Origin of the sequence: Alkalihalobacillus trypoxylicola (genome assembly GCF_001590785.1) — a bacterium.
GTDB classification, from domain to species: domain Bacteria; phylum Bacillota; class Bacilli; order Bacillales; family Bacillaceae_D; genus Alkalihalobacillus; species Alkalihalobacillus trypoxylicola.
This window is the reverse complement of sequence record NZ_LTAO01000001.1, coordinates 336,145-357,779: the sequence shown is the minus strand read 5'-3', so window position 1 is coordinate 357,779 and position 21,635 is coordinate 336,145. Positions and strand designations below refer to the sequence as shown.

Genomic DNA, 21,635 nt, shown 5'->3' with positions numbered 1-21,635 from the left:
ATAAGTGAATAAAACCGAACATTCATTATAAAAAGGTCTTGAATGTTTCTGAATCAACTTCTTGATTGAAACGGAAGGTAGTGACTCCCGAAGGAACAGCGCAGTGTGAAGATCCACTCTGACGAAGCTCTGCGTAGTCAGAGTTAGCTGAGGACAAGCCCTTGGGAAAGCATCTACCTAAAGTGAAAATCAAAAACCTAACCGTTCGGTTTTTATTAAAGATCATCTGTTTGTGAATTCACTTGTTGATTGTAACGGAAGGTAGTGACTCCCAAAGGAACAGCGCAGTCTGAAGATCCACTCTGACGAAGCTCTGCGTAGTCAGAGTTAGCTGAAGACAAGCCCTTGGGAAAGCATCTACCTAAAGTGAAAATAAAAACCTAACCGCTTGGTTTTCATTATATAAGATATGAATAATGGACCCTCCTTACTGTGAAAAAAGGAGGTTTTTTTTATTTCCTAAGAAAGACGTAAGCTAACGGACGCAAGGTACGGAGACTCCAGTGGGAAGTAGTGACCATGCCGAAATCTATTTTTAAAAAAAGTTCATTCGGCATCTCCCAACCAACCAAACGCGAAGTGTCTTGGGCGGGCGAACAGCTGCTGTTCATCTCAATCTGTGGTGTTTTTTATTCATACGTTTTTACTTTTGGATATTAAAATATGTAATTCGTACGAGGAAAGTAGTTTAATTTGATAGGGTTACGGGAATTTTAGTTATAGTTTGTGGAACTATTTTCGTTAAGAGAACCTCTAAAACCATTCCTTACATTTCAAATTTAAGGGGAAGAAAAACACCATTAGAAAGGAAGGTTAACATGTCCATTCTTCATTTGGCTATTCTCAGCCCTTTTTTAATTGCTATAACCATACCCTTTATTCGATATTTAATGAGGAATGTGCATATTGGTTGGTATGTATTAGCAACTCCACTCATTCTGTTTCTTTACTTTTTCCAGTTCGTATCAGAAATTCGAACAGGAAAATCTATTTCTCACCAAGTAGAATGGGTACCATCTCTTGATTTGAATTTTTCAGCGTACCTAGATGGCCTTGGTCTGTTGTTTGCTTTATTAATAACAGGTATGGGTGCGCTAGTTATTTTATATTCAATTTTTTACTTAGATAAACGAAAGGAAAAGCTACATAATTTTTATGTTTACCTCCTCCTATTTATGGGGGCGATGCTTGGAATTGTCACTTCAGATCATTTAATGATTCTTTATGTGTTTTGGGAATTAACCACTTTAGCCTCTGCTTTATTAATTGGATTTTGGTTTCATCGGGAAAAATCCACTTATGGAGCTAGAAAGTCATTACTCATTACCGTTTTTGGTGGATTTAGTATGATGGCCGGGTTTCTTCTTCTATATATCGAGGCGCAGACATTCAGTATTCAGGCTTTAATTAATCAGTCTGAGACATTGATGAGTAGCCCTCTGTTTATTCCAGCTATGCTCCTTGTATTATTAGGCGCATTCACCAAATCGGCTCAATTTCCATTTCATATTTGGTTACCCGATGCTATGGAAGCTCCCACTCCTGTTAGTGCATATCTCCATTCTGCGACGATGGTGAAGGCAGGAATTTACCTAATGGCTCGTTTAACCCCTTTGTTCGGATTAACGGAGAGTTGGTCATGGCTCTTATTAAGTATTGGTTTATTAACTCTTTTGTGGGGCGCTATTTCGGCTATTAGACAAACCGATTTAAAAGCCATATTAGCTTACTCGACGATCAGTCAGCTTGGACTAATCGTTGTATTATTAGGAATTGGTTCGAAAACCTTTTTAGTTACTTCTATGGAAAGTAAGGAGATTTACGCAGCGGCTATTTTAACGGCAATCATTCATTTAATTAACCATGCAACTTTTAAAGGTAGTTTGTTTATGGTTGTTGGAATTATTGATCATGAGACGGGAACAAGAAGTATAAAGAAATTAGGTGGTCTTATGGCTCTAATGCCAGTCAGCTGTACACTGTCTATTATAGGCTTAGCAGCAATGGCTGGAATTCCACCATTTAACGGTTTTATAAGCAAGGAGATGTTCTTTACAAATTTACTTTCAATTGGTGAAATGGGCATTCATAGTGGTTTAGAATTTATGATTCCTTTTGTTGGCTGGGTAGCAAGTGTAGGTACTTTTTTATATTGTAGTATTATTTTTTTTAGAACGTTTACAGGGGATTTCGACGCCTCTCAATACGATAAAAAGGTTCATGAGGCTCCAATAGGTATGCTAATCAGCCCGATCATCTTAGCAGCACTTGTATTAATATTGGGGATTTTTCCGAATTTGTGGATGAGCTCTATTGTGGAGCCAACCGTTTTAAGTATTTTACCTGAGCTCAACCTAGAGCAAATCCAAACGAAGTTGAGTTTGTGGCATGGAATTAATTTAGAGTTAATGATGTCATTAGCTGTAATTATTTTAGGATTCTTTCTTTATAGAAAATTACCATTCTTTCAAAATAAATATTCTTTTTTTAAGAAAGAAAGAGAACCTTTGCATACGTTATTTGACCGAAGTATCGAAGGCTTAGATGTTAGTTCTAAGTGGATAACGAATCTACAAATGACAGGAAGTCTAAGAGACTATATGGTATTTATGCTTCTTTTTATAATAGGTGTTGTCGGGTATACGTTTTATCGATTTAATTCTGTCTCGCTTCAATTAAGTGAAGCGTCTTATGTTCCACCCTATGTTATTGGGATTCTTCTTATATTAATTATTAGTACTTTGGCTATACCTTTCATGAAAAATAGAATAACGTTAATCATTGTTTTAGGGTTAGTAGGGCTTTCGATTTCTTTGATTTTTGCCATATTTAGTGCACAAGATTTAGCTTTAACTCAATTATTAGTGGAAACAGTCACGATTATGTTACTTTTATTAACCTTTCGTTACTTGCCCGCGTTTAAACCAGAGTTTCGTTCAAAGAGAAAAAAGGGAATCAATCTATTAATTTCTATTAGTGTAGGACTTGGAGTGTTTTTAATAGGAGCTAGTGCTTTTTCATTTGGAAATGAAGTAGATTTTGATCCAGTTTCAGATTTTTATATAGAAAATGCTTATGAACTCGGTGGAGGAACAAATATAGTCAATGTGATTTTAGTAGATTTTCGCGCTCTTGATACGTTATTAGAAGTTCTTGTATTAGGAATAGTAGGCTTAGCCATTATTACGTTGGTTCGACATCGACTTGGAAGGGGGGAGGATGTTTGAAGTTTTCACGCTCTCACGATGTAATGTATAGAGTTTTGCTAACGGTTGTCATTTACATCTTATTTGCTTACTCTATTTATCTTTTTTTTGCAGGTCATAATAAACCAGGTGGAGGTTTCATAGGAGGACTCATGGGTGGACTTTCACTAATGCTTGTTTATTTATTTTTTGGTAGAGGTAAAGGAAAAGCGTTAATGAAAGTGACCTATCCGATTTTAATAAGCATTGGATTACTATTATCTCTTGGAATGGGGATGGTAGGAGTATTTTTTGGTGATGAATTTTTTACTCAATACTTTGATTATTTTCAAATCCCGTTTTTGGGAGAAGTGGAACTTACAACAGCAGTTCCCTTTGATTTAGGAATTTATATAGGAGTGGTTGGTATGGCAATGGCGGCGACTGTGACAATAGTGGAGGATGCTGAATAATGGAATGGATGATGCTAATAGCTATTTCCGTTTTATTCTCAGTAGGAACTTATTTTTTATTAACTAGAAGCTTAATAAAGGTTACGATCGGTCTTATTTTAATCGCCCATGGTGTACACTTATTATTTTTTACCATGGCTGGTTTACGTGAGGGTGTTCCACCTTTAGTACAGATGAGTGGAGACCATGCCACTGATCCCCTTCCGCAAGCGTTGGTTTTAACTGCGATTGTCATTAGCTTCGGAATTACGGCCTTTTTAATTATTTTAGCTTATCGAAATTATGAAGAGCATCGTACGGAGGATGTTGAAGGATTGAGAGGTGATCAGGATGAATAACTTAATCATGCTTCCTGTTATTATTCCTTTTTTTGTAGGAGCTCTCTTAATCATATTGGTTAGAAAACCTATCCTTCAACGAATCGTTAGTACCTTAGCGATGCTTGTGCAGCTTATTGTATCAATCTATTTAGCGGTGACTGTTTATCTAAATGGAACGATTTCCATAGCTATAGGTGGCTGGCAAGCTCCATTTGGCATTGTCTTTGTCGGAGACACGCTTGCCACTTTTATGGTGGTTTTATCTAGTATAATTGGTTTCGTTTGTTTATGGTTTTCTTTCCCTACTATGCATATTGAAAGAGAAAAGTTTTATTTTTATTCCTTTTATTTTTTCTTAATAACAGGTGTAAATGGCTCTTTTTTGACAGGTGATTTGTTTAATTTATTTGTCTTTTTTGAAGTGATGTTACTATCCTCTTATGCCTTGATGGTCATAGGGGGCTCGAAGTTTCAGCTTCGAGAAACGTTTAAGTATGCGGTGATCAATGTTTTTTCTTCTATGCTTTTATTAACAGCGATTGCTTTTATTTATACTATTACTGGCACAGTTAATATGGCTCATTTAGCGCAACGAGTAACAGAATTAGAACAAACAGGTCCAATCCTCGTCGTTTCTATTTTGTTTTTTATCGCTTTTGCGATAAAAGGGGCGATATTTCCACTTTATTTTTGGTTACCACAATCGTATTATGGACCACCAGCAGCCGTTACCGCCTTGTTTGGAGGATTACTTACAAAGGTCGGTGTTTATGCGATTATTCGAGTATTTTCATTAATTTTCATTCACGAACAAGATTTTACTCATCAAAGCTTAATGCTTATTTTAGCTGGCTTTACGATGTTACTTGGTGTTTTAGGTGCGGTCGCCCAATTTGACTTCAAGAAAATCTTAGCTTTTCATATAATTAGTCAAATTGGATATATGCTGATGGGATTAGGTCTATTTACAGCAACTGCATTAGCTGGAGCTATTTTCTTCATTGCTCACAATATGATCGTAAAAACGGGACTCATTTTATATGCCGGAGCAACGGAGAAAGTAACAGGTACGACAGATTTAAGTAAAATGGGAGGACTTTTAAAGTCACATCCTTTCCTTGGATGGTCCTTTTTCGTAATGGGTCTATCAATAGCTGGAATTCCTCCTTTAAGTGGTTTTTTTGGGAAATACCCATTAATTTTAGCCGCTTTTACAGAAGGTAGCTTTTTTATTGGATTTTTAGGATTATTTGTAGGGATTTTAACATTGTTTTCGATGATTAAAATATTCTTAAATGTTTTCTGGGGACCAGAAAAGCAAACGAACAAACAGCAGGAGTATTCAATAGGAAAAGTAATTACTCCAATTGCTCCATTATTAGTCATCACTTGCTTAATGGGTTTATTTGCTGAACCTGTCTACACCTATTCTTTAGTGATTGCCAATGAATTATTAAACCCATCTTTATATATTGATGCGGTATTAGGGGAGTAGATACGATGTTATTTCAAATTTTTATGACGGTTGTCATTACAGTGACCTGGGTCCTCTTTCAAAACAGCTTGACACTCATAGATATCGTAATTGGCTATTTGATTAGTGTTGGTGTCGTCTATTTCTTTATAAGCTTAAAAGGAGAACGTTTTTATTTAGGAAGAGCTTGGGCGACGGTTATTTTTATCCTTGTTTTCTTTAGGGAGCTTATATCTGCTAATTTACATGTGGCAAAAATTGTTTTAAGCCCGAAAATTAAAATTAGTCCAGGAATTATTGCGATTCCAACAAAGTTAAAAACAGAAACTGAAAAAACATTGTTAGCGGCAGTCTTAACTCTCACACCTGGCTCTCTTTCAATGGAATTTTCGAGTGAAGGAGATACGCTTTTTGTTCACTTTTTAGAAGCCGAAGATCGTGAAAAGCAAATTCGTTTTATTCTTGAAACATTTGAGAAACGAATTTTGGAGGTGACTCGTGACAATGTTTGATACCATTTTGACAATTGTTTTAGTAGTGGTGACAATATCGATTTTATTAAGTAGCATTCGTGCCTTTATTGGTCCCACTATTTCTGATCGAATTGTGGCGTTAGATACCGTCGGTCTATTATTAATTAGTTTTATTGGCATGCTCATGATGGTGCAGGATACCCATGCCTATACGGATGTCATTATTGTCGTAGCTATTATTGCATTTGTAAGCTCTGTATCGATTGCTTTATTTATTGAAAGGAGAGATTTATTTGAGCGCGATTGAATGGCTAATCATCATTTTGGTGATTTTAGGAGGTGCCTTTAGCGTAATAGCTAGTATTGGAATTATTCGATTACCTGATGTTTATTCACGGCTTCATTCAACAGGTAAAAGCTCGGTGACAGCATCCATCCTTATATTGCTTTCAACATTTCTTTACTTTCTATATCATCACCAGCTTTTTTTAGGTAAGGTTTTACTTGGGATTGCCTTTATTGTGATTACAGTTCCTATTGCGGTTTTTATTATAGCTAGAACGGCATATCGTTCTGGAACTTCTCTGCACAAAAGTTCTGTGAGGGATGAATTAAAGCCTTATTATGATCAGTTAAAGGATGTAGATAACGATAAAAAACAAGAAAATAATGGCTAAAAGTGAATACCAACGATTGTAAGGCAAAACGAAAAAATATGAATATATGATAAAATTTATATGAAAATCACTAATACAAATCACTCTTTTGTAGGTACAAAAAAATATATGGAGAGAGGCATTCATCAAAAAAAAGGAGAATTTGTCGATTCAATGAAATAAAATCCTCCCAAATTTTTTAAATTAATGCTAAAATAAATATGGTTCTAAATCATTCAAAAATTTGAGTGAATGGAAACAATTAAGTTACCGATAGGAGGCTGGAGAGAATGAATATCCATGAATATCAAGGAAAAGAGCTCCTACGTCAATATGGAGTAGCAGTTCCAAATGGTAAAGTGGCATTTTCTGTAGACGAAGCAGTAGAAGCTGCCAAGAATTTAGGTACTGAGATTTGTGTAGTAAAAGCACAAATTCATGCTGGTGGACGTGGAAAGGCTGGCGGAGTAAAGGTCGCCAAAAATTTAGATGAAGTCCGTACATATGCTGATGAGATTTTAGGGAAAACTCTTGTCACTCATCAAACTGGATCAGAAGGCAAGGAAGTAAAGCGCTTACTTGTTGAAGAAGGCTGCGATATTCAAAAAGAGTATTATATTGGTCTAGTTTTAGATCGTGCCACTTCTAGAATCGTTTTAATGGCGTCAGAAGAAGGCGGTACAGAAATTGAAGAGGTTGCTGAAGCAACTCCAGAAAAAATCTTTAAAGAGATTATTGACCCTGCAGTAGGTCTACAAGGGTTCCAAGCTAGAAGAATTGCCTTTAATATTAATATTCAAAAAGAGCTAATCGGTCAAGCGGTTAAATTTATGATGGGATTGTATCAAGTGTTTGTAGAAAAAGATGCATCTATCGCTGAAATTAACCCATTAGTGACAACTGGTGACGGAAAAGTGATGGCTCTTGATGCGAAATTTAACTTTGATTCCAATGCTCTATATCGTCAAAAGGATGTTCTTAATTTCCGTGATTTAGAGGAAGAAGATGAAAAAGAAATTGAAGCGTCTAAATACGATTTAAGCTATATTGCATTAGATGGTAATATCGGTTGTATGGTAAATGGTGCTGGACTTGCGATGGCAACGATGGACATTATTAAACATTATAATGGTGACCCTGCTAACTTCCTTGATGTTGGGGGCGGTGCAACGGCTGAAAAAGTTACAGAAGCGTTCAAAATTATCTTATCTGATGATCAGGTAAAAGGTATTTTTGTTAATATCTTCGGTGGAATTATGAAATGTGACATTATTGCTGAAGGTGTCGTTGAAGCAACTAAGCAAGTAGGATTAGAGATTCCTTTAGTTGTGCGCCTTGAAGGAACGAATGTCGAATTAGGTAAGAAAATTTTAAGTGAATCAGGCTTAAATATTACGGCTGCAGATTCAATGGCAGATGGTGCACAAAAAATCGTATCTCTAGTGAAATAGAAAGGCGGGACAAACAAATGAGTATCCTTATTAACAAAGATACAAAAGTAATCGTTCAAGGGATTACAGGAAAAACAGGTCTTTTCCATACACAGCAAGCTCTTGAGTATGGTACAAATATCGTTGGTGGTGTGACGCCTGGTAAAGGTGGTACGGAGGTTGAAGGAGTTCCTGTATTTAACACAGTATCGGAAGCTGTGGCTAAAACTGGAGCAAATGCAACGGTTATCTATGTACCGCCAGCGTTTGCAGCTGATTCAATTATGGAAGCCGTAGATGCTGAAATTGATTTAGCTATTTGTATTACAGAAGGAATTCCAGTCATTGATATGGTCAAAGTTAAGCGTTATATGGAAGGTAAGAAGACACGTTTAATTGGACCAAACTGCCCTGGTGTTATTACTCCAGAAGAATGTAAAATTGGAATTATGCCTGGATATATCCATAAAAAAGGTCATGTAGGAGTCGTTTCGCGTTCTGGTACATTAACATATGAAGCGGTTCACCAATTATCAACGGCCGGTATTGGTCAATCAAGTGCAGTTGGGATCGGTGGAGACCCTGTGAACGGAACAAACTTCATAGATGTATTAAATCTATTTAATGAAGATCCGGACACTTATGCTGTCATCATGATTGGTGAAATTGGCGGTACAGCAGAAGAAGAGGCGGCAGAGTGGATTAAAGAAAATATGAAGAAGCCAGTGGTTGGTTTCATTGGTGGTCAAACTGCACCTCCAGGGAAGCGTATGGGCCATGCTGGAGCGATTATCTCCGGTGGTAAGGGTACGGCTGCTGAAAAGATTAAAACGCTTGAGAGCTGCGGTGTGAGTGTAGCTGAGACGCCTTCTGTTATGGGTGAAACGTTAATTGCTGCTTTAAAGAAACAAGGTATTTATGAAAAATGCCTAACTCATGAAGCGAGTAACTAATATAGCCTGTTTTTAAATCATCTCATTTAGCGAAATTTGAAATGATTTGTAATGGATGCAAACACATAATAGCGAACCATGAACCCTCCTTCTATTCACAAGAAGGAGGGTTTTGTTGAACGGGTAGATTCTTTATGAAAGAAGAATTTTAGCTGTTGACGAAGTGGCCATTCCGAAATGCTTAAAAAAGTGGGTTCGGGAGCACCCCCACCGGACATGGATAGTCTCAGGCTAGCGAACAGCTGGTGACTTAACATGCGTAGAGTTCTTCATTCATGCCGATTGTCCTAGTCTCTACTCTAAAACATAAACGCCTTTGAGAATCTATTCTCAAAGGCGTTTATACGTATTCATATACTTCGATTGAAAAGTATTCTTTCAATTAAAATATCAAAAAAACAAATTAACAAATAAAGGAATTAAGAAGCAATATGTCGAAGGAATGATAATAAAATAACACCATAAAAGAAAGGCTGTGTTAGATTGCAAGATTTGCGAGAACGTATAATCCACCTTCATTATTGTCGAGGGATGACTAATAAGAAAGCTTTTATGATATTAAAAAACGATCCATATTTAGAGCAGATATTCCTTTTAGATGTTCATTCCCTCCAAACCACATATCATTTTTCATCATTACAAGCTCGACAGCTGTATGAAGATTTTCATCGATTTACACCTCGACAAATTGTATCCTATTTAAATAGAAGAGAAATGAATCCGATTACGATTTTAGATCCTCACTATCCTCCTTTATTAAAGAATATTTATGATCCCCCACTTATCCTTTATACAAAAGGAAAAATTTCATTACTACAATCAAAAATGTTTGCAGTTGTTGGTACGCGAACCCCATCTTCTATTGGAAAACGAAGTATGGGCGAGATTCTCCCCACCCTTATTAAAGACGATTGGACAATAGTCAGCGGTATGGCTCTAGGAATAGATACCGTCGCACATCAGTTGGCTCTTCAGAATAAAGGTCATACCATTGCCGTTCTAGGTTCCGGTTTTTTTCATATATATCCTCAAAAAAACAAACATTTATTTGAAGAGATAAAAAAAGATTCATTAATTGTTTCCGAATACCCCCCATATGTTTCTCCAAAAAGATGGCATTTTCCTGCTCGAAATCGAATTATAAGCGGACTTTCACACGGCGTACTCATTGTAGAAGCGAAGGAGAAAAGCGGATCTTTGATTACAGCCGATCAGGCGTTAGAGCAAGGACGAGATGTTTTTGCTATTCCTGGGCCAATTTATGAAAAAAATTTTTCTGGAAGCAATTATTTAATACAGCAAGGAGCGAAGCTAGTCATGCAAGCACAGGACATTATTGAAGATTTACAAGCAATATATTAAATGATTTTTTAGTAAGAAATAACAGGTTTTTACTATTTTTTTATTTCATTCGTTTGACAAAAATAGAAAGTGTGTTTAATAATAGGGAAGATTTCATTTTATCTTCGAGAGAGGGAGTTGCATTATGGCCGATTATTTAGTAATCGTAGAATCTCCCGCCAAAGCAAAGACCATTGGAAAGTATTTAGGTAAAAAATACGCTGTGAAAGCTTCAATGGGTCATGTAAGGGACTTACCAAAAAGTCAAATGGGAGTAGATGTGCAAAAAGACTTCGAACCACGTTATATTACAATTCGAGGTAAAGGACCCGTATTAAAGGAATTAAAAACGGCCGCCAAAAAAGCGAAGAAAATTTATTTAGCGGCTGACCCTGACAGAGAAGGAGAAGCCATTGCTTGGCATCTAGCTCACAGTTTAGGGGTCGATCAAGATTCAGAATGTCGTGTCGTTTTCAATGAAATAACAAAACAAGCGATAAAAGATGCATTTAAAACACCAAGAAAAATTAATATGAACTTAGTCGATGCGCAACAGGCGAGACGAATTTTAGATAGACTAGTTGGGTACAACATCAGTCCTCTACTATGGAAAAAAGTAAAAAAAGGACTAAGTGCAGGGCGTGTTCAATCTGTTGCTGTCAAGTTAATTACAGAAAGAGAAAAGGAAATTAATGATTTTGTGCCAGAAGAATATTGGAGTATTGAGGCCAATTTTCAACTCGATCAAAATTCTTTTGATGCTAAGTTTTATGGAACAGATGGAAAGAGAAAAAGCTTAAGTTCTGAAGAAGAGGTTCAGCAAATTCTTCAAAGAATGAAAGGCGAGCAATTCCTCGTTACGTCTGTAACAAAGAAAGAACGGAAGAGAAATCCTGTTGCTCCTTTTACGACATCCTCTTTGCAACAAGAAGCAGCTAGAAAGCTAAATTTCCGAGCTAAAAAAACGATGATGATTGCTCAGCAATTATATGAAGGAATTGATCTTGGAAAAGAAGGAACAGTCGGTCTTATAACTTATATGCGTACGGATTCTACTCGTATTTCAGATACAGCCAAAGCAGAGGCAAAGCAGTATATTGAAGGTCAATTCGGTAAGGATTATGTACGTAAAGAAAAAAGAACCGAGAAAAAAAGTACGAATGCACAAGACGCACACGAAGCAGTTCGTCCCACTTCCGTTTTTTATGAGCCTAAAAAAATGAAGGAATATTTATCGCGTGACCAACTTCGTTTATATAGATTGATTTGGGAGCGTATGGTAGCAAGTGAAATGGCTTCTGCTATTATGGATACGATGAGTGTTGATTTAGAAAATGAGGGCGTTATCTTCCGTGCAAACGGTTCAAAGGTAAAATTTGCTGGCTTTATGAAGCTGTATATTGAAGGAAATGATGATGGAGACCAGGATGAAGAAAGCTTTCTACCTGATTTAAAGGAAGGGAATAAAGTGGAAAAGCAAGAGATTCAACCGAATCAGCACTTTACTCAACCGCCTCCAAGATATACTGAAGCAAGGCTCGTTAAGACATTAGAAGAGCTTGGAATAGGTCGTCCGTCCACATACGCTCCAACATTAGACACGATTCAACGCAGAGGATATGTGGCTTTAGAGGAGAAACGTTTTATCCCAACAGAGCTTGGAGGAATTGTATTAGAACTAATCGTAGAGTTCTTTCCGGAAATTCTTGATGTTGAATTTACAGCAAAAATGGAGACAGACTTAGATGCTGTAGAAGAGGGCTCCAATAACTGGGTAAGTATTATTGATGGTTTTTATAAAGACTTTGAACAGCGATTGTCCGTAGCGGAAGAAGAAATGAAAGAAGTAGAGATTAAAGATGAACCCGCCGGTGAAGATTGCGAGAAGTGTGGACACGAAATGGTCTATAAAATGGGGCGTTACGGAAAGTTTATGGCCTGTTCCAATTTCCCGGATTGTCGCAATACAAAAGCGATTGTAAAGGATATAGGAGTTACATGTCCAACTTGCCATAAAGGGGAAATCGTCGAAAGAAAAAGTAAAAAACGAAGAGTATTTTATGGTTGTAATCGATACCCTGAATGTGACTTTTTATCTTGGGATAAACCGATTAATCGACCATGCCCTAAATGTCAAAGTCTTCTTGTTGAGAAGAAGTCCAAAAAAGGAATCCATGTGCAGTGTACAAAATGCGATTACAAAGAAGAGACAAATTGATTAAGCATTTTTGTTGAATATTGTAGAAAAAAGTATTATGATATGATTGCAATAGGAAGAAGCTGTACTACTTATTAAGCCTTCACCTTCCAAAAAGGGTGAAGGCGTTTGTATGTAGAAGTTGGCTTTACAAAGGGATAGAAAGACTTTTGCCTAACTATTTTTGTATTTTTATAAATTTTTTATATTAAAAATGTAAGGTCCTAAACGTGTCATTTTCTTTATAAAGTCATTGTTCATAAATTGTTCATATTTTTTTAAGGAGGAGTCATGGAATGAGTGAACAACAGGTAAATGTCATCGGCGCTGGATTAGCTGGCAGTGAGGCCGCATGGCAATTAGCAAAAAGAGGACTTCAGGTGAAGTTATTCGAAATGAGACCCACTAAGCAGACACCTGCCCATCATACAGATAAATTCGCAGAGCTAGTATGTAGTAATTCTTTGCGCTCTAATGCATTAACGAATGCTGTAGGTGTTTTGAAGGAAGAGATGAGAAAGCTTGACTCGGTTATCATTGCAGCAGCCGATCAAGCATCTGTTCCGGCTGGTGGAGCGTTAGCTGTCGATCGCCACGATTTTGCAGCGATTGTTACAGATAAAGTGAAAAATCACCCAAATGTAACAGTTGTTTCAGAAGAGGTTTCAGAAATTCCTGAAGGCCCAACGATTATTGCGACAGGTCCATTAACATCTGCCTCATTATCTAATCAATTAAAACAATTAACCGGAGAAGAATATTTATATTTTTACGATGCCGCTGCACCAATTATTGATGCAGATTCCATTGATAGAGATAAAGTCTATTTAAAGTCAAGGTATGATAAAGGTGAAGCAGCTTATTTAAACTGTCCGATGACGGAAGAGGAATTTAATCGGTTTTACGAAGCGTTGATCGCCGCTGAAACAGTTCCTTTAAAAGAGTTTGAGAAGGAAATTTTCTTTGAAGGCTGTATGCCTATTGAGGTAATGGCTAATAGAGGTAAAAAAACAATGCTTTTTGGTCCGATGAAGCCAGTAGGATTAGAAGACCCGAAAACAGGGAAGAGACCTTACGCTGTCGTTCAATTAAGACAAGATAATAGCTCGGGAACTCTCTATAATATTGTTGGTTTTCAAACGCATTTGAAGTGGGGACCACAAAAGGAAGTTTTACAGCTTATACCTGGTTTAGAGAATGCAGAAATTGTCCGTTATGGTGTTATGCACCGTAATACCTTTATAAACTCACCTAATTTATTAAAAGCTACCTACCAATATAAAAATCGAGAAGACCTTTTCTTTGCTGGTCAAATTACAGGCGTAGAAGGGTACGTTGAATCAGCAGCTGCTGGATTGATTGCAGGAATTAATGCTTCTCGTCTAGTCCATCACTTACCAACTATAGAGTTTCCAAGTGAAACGGTTATTGGAAGTATGGCCCAATATATTACGACGGCAAACGCCAAAAACTTTCAGCCAATGAATGCGAACTTTGGATTACTACCTCCTTTTGAAGAAAGGATCCGTAATAAAAAAGAACGTTATGAGAAGTTGGCTAACCGAGCATTGGCAGAAATTCAGAATTTTGTGAAAAATATATAGATTTTATTGTTTCCTTTAAAAAATCATGATAGAATTTAGTAGCTTTGTGAGGTGAAAGAGGTGCAGAATTCTCATGAACAGGGGCTTGTTGAGCAGTTTTTTCTATTTTTAAAACTTGAAAAAAATTGCTCTCCTCATACCCTTTCTAGTTATCAAAAGGATATTTCTGATTTTTTTACTTTTGCAAAAGGTTTAGGGATTGAAAAGGCCGTCTCTGTCACAAATGAAAGTTGTTTTCGATATTTAACCTATTTGTTTGATAAAAAGCTTTCTCGTAAAACCGTATCTAGGAAAATTTCAGCACTTCGGTCTTACTTTCGATTTCTAGAGAGAGAAAATTATATACAGGAAAATGTTTTTCATGTAACACATTTACCTAAACAAGCGAATAAGTTACCTAATTTTCTTTATGAAACAGAGATGGAGCAATTATTTGCTTCTCTTCAGGGAAATGAACCGTTAATGCAAAGAGACCGGGCTATCATTGAGCTGCTCTACGCAACGGGTATGAGGGTTAGTGAATGTGCTAATTTACAAATACATGACCTTGATTTTTCGATTGGTATGGTGTTTGTACGTGGAAAAGGAAGAAAAGAAAGATACATTCCAGTTGGAGCTTTTGCATGTGAGGCATTGAACATGTATTTAAATGACGGAAGAGTAAAATTAAGTCAGGGATCATCTGCTTCAAATGAGAAACAATCGCTCTTTCTTAATTATCGTGGAAATACACTATCTGTTCGTGCCTATCGAACCATTTTAGATAAAAGGGTAAAAGCAGCCGCAATTACGACAAAAATTAGTCCACATGCTTTACGTCATTCTTTTGCGACTCATTTATTAAATAACGGGTCTGATTTAAGAGTTGTTCAAGATTTGTTAGGTCATGAAAGTTTATCCACTACTCAGATTTATACACATGTAACAAAAGAACGCTTGAGAGATGTATATATCAATCATCATCCAAGAGCTTAGCAAAAGCTATCTCGATAAATTGTTTAAAGAAGAGGTGCAATATGAGTTCACAATTTCATGCAACCACCATTTTTGCTATTTCTCATAATGGACAATGTGCCATGAGTGGCGATGGACAAGTAACTTTTGGAAATACTGTTGTAATGAAGCATAAAGCTAAAAAAGTTCGAAAATTATTTTCAAATCAGGTTGTCGCCGGCTTTGCTGGTTCCGTTGCTGATGCATTTACTCTTTATGAGAAATTTGAAAGCCGATTAGAAGAATATAGTGGAAATCTTCAGCGCGCAGCTGTCGAATTAGCAAAAGAATGGCGCAGTGACAAGATGTTAAGACAACTAGAGGCTATGCTAATTGTGATGAATAAAGATCATTTATTGCTCATTTCTGGTACTGGAGAAGTAATTGAACCAGACGATGGAATTTTAGCGATTGGCTCTGGAGGTAATTATGCACTGTCTGCAGGTCGTGCACTAAAAAAATATGCACCTCAATTGAGCGCTAAAGAAATTGCGACCGCTGCTCTCGAAACGGCTGGTGAGTTATGTGTGTATACGAATGACCAGATTGTAATTGAAGAGATTAACTAATGACTATTTGCGTGGAAAAAATAGAATGTTTTGAGAAAAGGAGTGTGGTTCAATGAGTACTTCTTTAACACCTCGTCAAATTGTTGAGCGACTAAATCAATTTATAGTAGGTCAAGAGGCAGCAAAAAAGTCGGTTGCCGTGGCTCTTAGAAATCGTTACCGCAGAGGCTTGCTTGAAGAAAAGTTGCGGGATGAAGTGACGCCTAAAAATATTTTAATGATTGGTCCGACTGGTGTCGGGAAAACTGAAATTGCTCGAAGACTAGCTAAATTAGTAGGAGCTCCATTTCTTAAGGTGGAAGCTACTAAATTTACGGAAGTCGGCTATGTAGGTAGAGATGTTGAGTCAATGGTTCGAGATCTTGTGGAATCCAGTGTAAGAATAGTGAAACAAGAAAAAATGGAAAGTGTCAGAGAACAAGCGGAACGTCAAGCAAATCAAAGATTAGTAAGTTTATTAGCTCCGCAAGCAAAAAAACAATCCAATTATAAGAACCCGATTGAAATGTTCTTCGGAAATCAAAATGACTCTTCTGATGATGAACAACCGTCTGAGGATCAAGGCCTTGCTCAAAAAAGAAAGCAAATTGCTCACCAATTAGCTCTTGGAGAGCTTGAAGACTACATGGTTACAATAGAAGTAGAAGAGCAAACTCAAGGCTTTATGGATATGTTTCAGGGAGCTGGCATGGAGCAAATGGGCATGAACATGCAAGAGATGCTTGGGGGAATGCTTCCTAAAAAAAGAAAAAAACGTCGACTTCCTGTAAGTGAAGCAAGAAAGGTGCTAACAGAGGAAGAAGCACAGAAATTAATCGACATGGATGAAGTGACCCAGGAGGCGATTCAAAAAGCTGAACACTTGGGAATCATCTTTATTGATGAAATTGATAAAGTTGCAGGTAAAGGAAATCAACAATCTGCCGATGTATCTAGAGAAGGGGTTCAAAGAGATATTTTACCAATTGTAGAAGGCTCAACCGTTGTAACTAAATATGGACCAGTTAAGACGGATCACGTTTTATTTATTGCAGCTGGTGCTTTTCATGTTGCAAAGCCGTCTGATTTAATTCCTGAGTTACAAGGACGCTTTCCTATTAGAGTTGAATTAAATAACCTGACAAAAGAAGATTTTGTTCGGATTTTAGTAGAGCCAAATAATGCGATCGTTAAACAATATATAGCTCTTTTGGAAACGGAAGGTATAAAAGTTAAATTTTCAGACGAAGCTGTTCATAAGATTGCGACAATTGCTACAGAAGTAAACAGAGATACAGAAAATATTGGTGCTCGTAGACTTCATACTTTATTAGAGAGATTGTTAGAGGATTTATCTTTTGAAGCACCTGATATTAATTTAGAGGAGATTGTGATCACTCCTGAATATGTAGATGAGAAATTAGCTACGATCGCAAAAAATCGGGATTTAAGTCAATTTATCTTATAAGGATTTTAGGAGGAAAAGTTATTATGACTTTATTAACAAGAACTAGAAAAATCAATGAAATGCTTCAAAAAACGGGTGGTCAGCATGTGAATTTCCGCGAAATGGCAGAAACTTTACGTGATGCGATAAGCTCTAATGTGTTTGTTGTAAGCAGAAGAGGAAAGCTATTAGGTTTTGCTATTAGTCAAGAGATTGAAAATGAAAGAATGAAAAAAATGTTTGATGATCGTCAGTTTCCAGAGGAGTACACATCTGGATTGTTTAAAATAGAGGAAACGACAGCTAACTTAGATATTGAAAGTGATTATACTGCTTTTCCTGTTGAAAATAAGGATTTATTTCAATCAGGTTTAACGACGATTGTTCCTATTATTGGTGGAGGTCAAAGACTAGGTACTTTGGTTTTATCAAGATTAGGAGAGTCATTTAACGATGACGATTTAATCTTAGCAGAATATGGTGCAACAGTTGTAGGGATGGAAATTCTACATGAGAAGACACAAGAAATTGAAGAGGAAGCTAGAAGTAAAGCGGTTGTGCAAATGGCCATTAGCTCTCTATCATATAGTGAATTAGAAGCAGTAGAGCATATCTTTAATGAATTAGATGGTAAAGAGGGGCTACTAGTTGCTAGTAAAATTGCAGACCGTGTAGGAATTACTCGTTCTGTTATTGTCAATGCACTTCGTAAACTTGAGAGTGCAGGTGTTATTGAATCTCGTTCTTTAGGAATGAAGGGTACTTATATAAAAGTCTTAAATGACAAATTCTTAAATGAATTAGATAAATTAAAATCAAAATAAGGTTTAAGGGATTACTTTTAGGTCTCTAAATCCTCTATTCAAAAAGTGATTTGGGCTTTGCTCCATTTCACTTTTTTGTTTTGTATAAGATGAGTATAGGATCGTCCTGGAAATAAATCTAAGGCACGAATTAAATATGAATGGAACCAAACGTTTTTATAAGTTATGTTTCGAATGTTTGTGAATTCACTTGTTGATTGTAACGGTAGGTAGTGACTCCCAACAGTGTGAAGATCCACTCTGACGAAGCTCTGCGTAGTCAGAGTTAGCTGAAGACAAGCCCTTGGGAAAGCATCTACCTAAAGTGGAAATCAAAAACCTATTCGTTCAGTTTTCATTATAAGATATGCATGATGAAATTGATTCATTTAAAGTTTCACTAAAGGTTCGTTCCTATTTAATGGTTAGAAACCATAGGAGTATCTTATCTTTGTCGATTAAACACAAAATATTCTGTAAAAAGATGAAAAAATGTCGTTTGCTAAAATCGGAATGAACAGAAGAAAATATAAAGTATCTAGTTATTTAGACACAGTAATTCTAGTTAAAAGGTTGTAGAGTTTGAATGATAATCGAAAATATTGATAGAGTAATTGTTCGAAAATTGGACAAATTTGTACTGTGAGGAAAAAATCAACCTTTTTTTGATGGTAAAAAAGTATGTAGTTTAACCATTGAAATGATAGAAAAGGTGTGTGTTTTGCGCGTATTTTGTCGAAAAAAACGTGAAATACCCCTAATTATTTAGTACATTTTTACTGAATGTTATTTTAGGTAAAACGAGGTTAGACATTTGTCCCAATCTTTATTACAATTTTCTTATAAGATTATTGAGAGAATTTGTAGAAATATGGGAAAAGTTATCGTTTTTTGGGATAATTTGATTATGATTTCAGGAGGGTGAAAGGTGGATTTGTTTTCAGGAACGACCATGCGTGTTTTAGAGAAAAGTCTTAATGGTTCACAATTACGTCATCGAGCTATCTCTGAAAATATTGCAAATGTAGATACACCTAATTATAAAGCAAAAAAGGTAAGCTTCCAGGACGTACTAAAAAAAGAATTAGACTCTTCATCAACATTAAATGCATACCGTACTCATTCAAATCATTTGGAATTTAAATCATCAAGTTCACATCCAAGCATCATTCAAGAACAAACATCTTATACTCATAATGGTGCTAGTGTAGATATTGACCAAGAAATGGCTGAGTTAGCTAAAAATCAAATCTATTATAACAGCTTAATAGATAGAATGAACGGTAGCTTTTCGAATTTGAAAATGGTGATAAGGGGAGGAAGCTAAAGAGATGACGATTTTTAATAGCATGAATACGAGTGCAACGGCTCTAACTGCTCAAAGATTTAGAATGGATGTTGTCTCTGCTAACATGGCAAATGCGGAAACAACTCGAGGGCAGATGGTCAATGGAGAATGGCAACCATACAGGAGAAAAATGGTTACTCTTAGTCCGAATTCGAATCAAGGATTTTCTTCGTTTTTATCGACCGCAATGAATAATGAACAAGTCGGACAGGGTGTAAGGGTCTCATCTATTGTTGAAGATACGACACCATTTAAATTGATATATAATCCAGAACATCCAGATGCTGATGAACAGGGATATGTTTCTATGCCGAATGTAGATCCTTTAAGGGAAATGGTAGATTTAATGAGTGCCACACGTTCTTATGAAGCGAATATTACAACAATGAACGCTTCAAAAAACATGCTACTAAAAGCACTAGAAATAGGAAAGTAGAAAGGCGTGACTAAAATTGGAAATCAATCAGATTTCATCTCCATTTGTACATAATAGCGAGCAAGTGAATACACCATTAAAAACCCCAGCACAAGCACAGGAAAGCTTTAAAGCTGCGTTCCAAGAAGCTTTAAATGCGGTAAATGAAGCGCAGCATGAATCACAGCAAAAAACACAGCTTTTAGCAACTGGTAATATAGAAGATTTGCATGAAGTAATGATAGCCGGTCAAAAAGCTTCTATTACTCTTCAGGCAACGGTTGAAGTTAGAAATAAGGTCGTTGAAGCATATCAAGAAATTATGAGAATGCAAGTATAGATAACGAGCAATTTTAATAAAATTCTCTACTGCTTTTTTGAATGTAGGAGGAATCATGAACGAGAAACTTATAGGATATAAAGAAAAAGTAACGAGCTACTGGTCAGAGAGAACAGTATCACAAAAGAGATATTTTATTATCGCTATTATTGGTCTTATTTTACTAATCAGTTTACTACTTTTCTTTACGACAAGAACAAATTATGCACCTTTATATAGTAATTTAACAGTTCAAGAAACAGGACAAATTAAAGAAACCCTTGATTCTAGGGGGATTGCTTCAAATGTAACCGATAATGGGACTACTATTATGGTACCAGAGCAAATTGTTGATAATTTGAAGGTTGAGCTTGCTGCTGAAGGGATTCCTAATAGTGGAACGATCGATTACACCGCTATACAGGACCAGATGGGTTTTGGAATGACAGATAATGAGTTTCGTGTCATCGAGCGCGCAGCGATTCAAACTGAGCTTGAAAATCTAATGAGCTCTATCGATGGAATTCGAAGTGCTAATGTCATGATTACATTGCCAGAAGAAAGTGTCTGGTTAAATAATGAAAAAGAAGCCGCTACGGCAGCTATTATTTTACAAGTTGATCCTGGATACCAGCTCGATGCTAATCAAGTTCGTGCTTTGTATCACCTGGCGTCAAAAAGTGTTCCAAATCTCCCTATAGAGAATATCGGTATATCTGATCAAATGTTTAATAGTTATTTATACGATGATGAAAACAGTTCAACTACCTTAACGACATTTGAACAACAAAGAAAAATTCAAAAAGAAATCGAGCAGGATATCACACGTGGGTTACAGCAGATGCTTGGAACGATGGTTGGGCGTGACAAAGTGCTAGTTTCAGTTACAACTGATATTGACTTCACACAAGAAAATCGTGTAGAACAATTGGTTGAACCTGTAAATGAAGAAACAATGGAAGGCATTGCCTTAAGCGTTGAAAGAATAGAAGAAGCTTACAGTGGTACAGGGACAAATGTAGGTGGTGTTCCTGGTGCTGGGGATGAAATTATAAACTATGAAGGAATTGACGGAGCTGGAGAAGCTGAATGGGAAAAGACAGAGGAAAGAATTAATAACGAAGTAAACCGTATTAATAAAGAAATTGTCGAAAGCCCTTATCAAGTTCGAGATATTGGAATTCAGGTAATGGTTGAGCCTCCAGAAGGGATGGCCGAGCTCCCTGTACAACAATTAAATGACATTCAACAAATACTATCAACGATGGTGCGAACCTCAATTTCTGGTATTTATGATGAAGAGTTAACGGATGCAATGGTGGAAGAAAGAATCTTTGTTTCTTCACAACCTTTTGAAGGGAAGCCAGTATTTGATGATGCAGCTCCTTCCTCTGTATCAACTTGGCTATATGTACTTGCTGGTCTTTTAGTCATCATTATTGTTGTTTTAATCATAATGTTAGTGAGAAAGTCAAAAAATAACGAGGCAGAAGAATTTGCAGATGAGCAGAGTCATTTATTAACGGAAATCGAAGATCTGCCTGACGAGGATTCTAGCGAAAGTGCCAATAAGCGTAAGCAATTAGAAAAAATGGCACGCGAGAAACCTGAAGACTTTTCGAAGTTAATCCGCACATGGCTTTCTGAAGATTAGGA

The 21,635-nt window shown here is 36.5% G+C and carries 20 protein-coding genes; all 20 read left to right on the top strand.

All coding sequences use genetic code 11. The annotated features are described in order from the left end of the window. Positions 1-818: 818 nt before the first annotated feature. The 20 genes from AZF04_RS01715 (at position 819) to fliF (ending at position 21,633) form a co-directional block, all read left to right on the top strand. Complete coding sequence (locus AZF04_RS01715; RefSeq protein WP_061947301.1) at positions 819-3,227, top strand: Na+/H+ antiporter subunit A; 2,409 nt, start codon at positions 819-821, stop codon at positions 3,225-3,227. After that, a complete protein-coding gene (locus AZF04_RS01710) occupies positions 3,224-3,658 on the top strand; it encodes an MnhB domain-containing protein (RefSeq protein ID WP_061947300.1) in 435 nt (144 codons plus the stop codon). The genes AZF04_RS01715 and AZF04_RS01710 overlap by 4 nt, the downstream gene beginning before the upstream one ends. Further along, the gene (locus AZF04_RS01705; protein WP_061947299.1) at positions 3,658-3,996 is read left to right on the top strand and encodes a Na(+)/H(+) antiporter subunit C; all 339 of its coding nucleotides are present in this window, start codon (positions 3,658-3,660) and stop codon (positions 3,994-3,996) included. Before AZF04_RS01710 ends, AZF04_RS01705 begins: the two co-directional genes overlap by 1 nt. After that, positions 3,989-5,473, top strand: coding sequence for a Na+/H+ antiporter subunit D (locus AZF04_RS01700; RefSeq protein WP_061947298.1), 1,485 nt, complete (start codon positions 3,989-3,991; stop codon positions 5,471-5,473). The genes AZF04_RS01705 and AZF04_RS01700 overlap by 8 nt, the downstream gene beginning before the upstream one ends. 5 nt (positions 5,474-5,478) lie before the next feature. Beyond that, a complete protein-coding gene (locus AZF04_RS01695; protein WP_061947297.1) occupies positions 5,479-5,964 on the top strand; it encodes a Na+/H+ antiporter subunit E in 486 nt (161 codons plus the stop codon). Further along, entirely contained in the window at positions 5,957-6,232 is a 276-nt protein-coding gene (locus AZF04_RS01690; RefSeq protein WP_061947296.1) for a Na(+)/H(+) antiporter subunit F1, read from the top strand. Before AZF04_RS01695 ends, AZF04_RS01690 begins: the two co-directional genes overlap by 8 nt. Beyond that, entirely contained in the window at positions 6,219-6,602 is a 384-nt protein-coding gene (gene mnhG, locus AZF04_RS01685; RefSeq protein ID WP_061947295.1) for a monovalent cation/H(+) antiporter subunit G, read from the top strand. The genes AZF04_RS01690 and mnhG overlap by 14 nt, the downstream gene beginning before the upstream one ends. Before the next feature lie 269 nt (positions 6,603-6,871). Beyond that, a complete protein-coding gene (sucC, locus tag AZF04_RS01680) occupies positions 6,872-8,032 on the top strand; it encodes an ADP-forming succinate--CoA ligase subunit beta (protein WP_045479487.1) in 1,161 nt (386 codons plus the stop codon). A gap of 17 nt (positions 8,033-8,049) precedes the next feature. Then, positions 8,050-8,964: a succinate--CoA ligase subunit alpha gene (gene sucD, locus AZF04_RS01675; RefSeq protein WP_045479484.1), complete on the top strand. Its 915-nt coding sequence runs from the start codon at positions 8,050-8,052 to the stop codon at positions 8,962-8,964. Positions 8,965-9,516: 552 nt separating this feature from the next. Further along, a complete protein-coding gene (gene dprA, locus AZF04_RS01670; RefSeq protein WP_235599896.1) occupies positions 9,517-10,326 on the top strand; it encodes a DNA-processing protein DprA in 810 nt (269 codons plus the stop codon). 124 nt (positions 10,327-10,450) lie between these two features. Further along, positions 10,451-12,523 (top strand): type I DNA topoisomerase, encoded by a 2,073-nt coding sequence (topA, locus tag AZF04_RS01665; RefSeq protein ID WP_061947294.1) that lies wholly within the window; start codon positions 10,451-10,453, stop codon positions 12,521-12,523. A gap of 275 nt (positions 12,524-12,798) precedes the next feature. Beyond that, entirely contained in the window at positions 12,799-14,106 is a 1,308-nt protein-coding gene (gene trmFO / locus AZF04_RS01660; RefSeq protein ID WP_061947293.1) for an FADH(2)-oxidizing methylenetetrahydrofolate--tRNA-(uracil(54)-C(5))-methyltransferase TrmFO, read from the top strand. 60 nt (positions 14,107-14,166) lie between these two features. Continuing rightward, positions 14,167-15,081 carry a tyrosine recombinase XerC gene (gene xerC, locus AZF04_RS01655; RefSeq protein WP_061947292.1) on the top strand — a complete coding sequence of 305 codons (915 nt, stop codon included), beginning with the start codon at positions 14,167-14,169 and terminating at the stop codon, positions 15,079-15,081. Between the two features lie 41 nt (positions 15,082-15,122). After that, entirely contained in the window at positions 15,123-15,668 is a 546-nt protein-coding gene (gene hslV, locus AZF04_RS01650) for an ATP-dependent protease subunit HslV (RefSeq protein ID WP_045479472.1), read from the top strand. A 52-nt stretch (positions 15,669-15,720) separates the two neighbouring features. Further along, positions 15,721-17,115, top strand: coding sequence for an ATP-dependent protease ATPase subunit HslU (gene hslU / locus AZF04_RS01645; protein WP_061947291.1), 1,395 nt, complete (start codon positions 15,721-15,723; stop codon positions 17,113-17,115). Positions 17,116-17,138: 23 nt separating this feature from the next. Beyond that, the gene (codY, locus tag AZF04_RS01640) at positions 17,139-17,918 is read left to right on the top strand and encodes a GTP-sensing pleiotropic transcriptional regulator CodY (RefSeq protein ID WP_045479469.1); all 780 of its coding nucleotides are present in this window, start codon (positions 17,139-17,141) and stop codon (positions 17,916-17,918) included. 907 nt (positions 17,919-18,825) lie between these two features. Continuing rightward, positions 18,826-19,224, top strand: coding sequence for a flagellar basal body rod protein FlgB (flgB, locus tag AZF04_RS01635; protein ID WP_061947290.1), 399 nt, complete (start codon positions 18,826-18,828; stop codon positions 19,222-19,224). Positions 19,225-19,228: 4 nt separating this feature from the next. Next, on the top strand, positions 19,229-19,681 hold the full coding sequence (gene flgC, locus AZF04_RS01630) for a flagellar basal body rod protein FlgC (RefSeq protein WP_174522642.1): 453 nt from the start codon (positions 19,229-19,231) through the stop codon (positions 19,679-19,681). A 16-nt stretch (positions 19,682-19,697) separates the two neighbouring features. After that, complete coding sequence (fliE, locus tag AZF04_RS01625) at positions 19,698-20,000, top strand: flagellar hook-basal body complex protein FliE (RefSeq protein ID WP_045479454.1); 303 nt, start codon at positions 19,698-19,700, stop codon at positions 19,998-20,000. A 55-nt stretch (positions 20,001-20,055) separates the two neighbouring features. Beyond that, entirely contained in the window at positions 20,056-21,633 is a 1,578-nt protein-coding gene (gene fliF, locus AZF04_RS01620) for a flagellar basal-body MS-ring/collar protein FliF (RefSeq protein ID WP_045479451.1), read from the top strand. Positions 21,634-21,635: the final 2 nt, after the last annotated feature.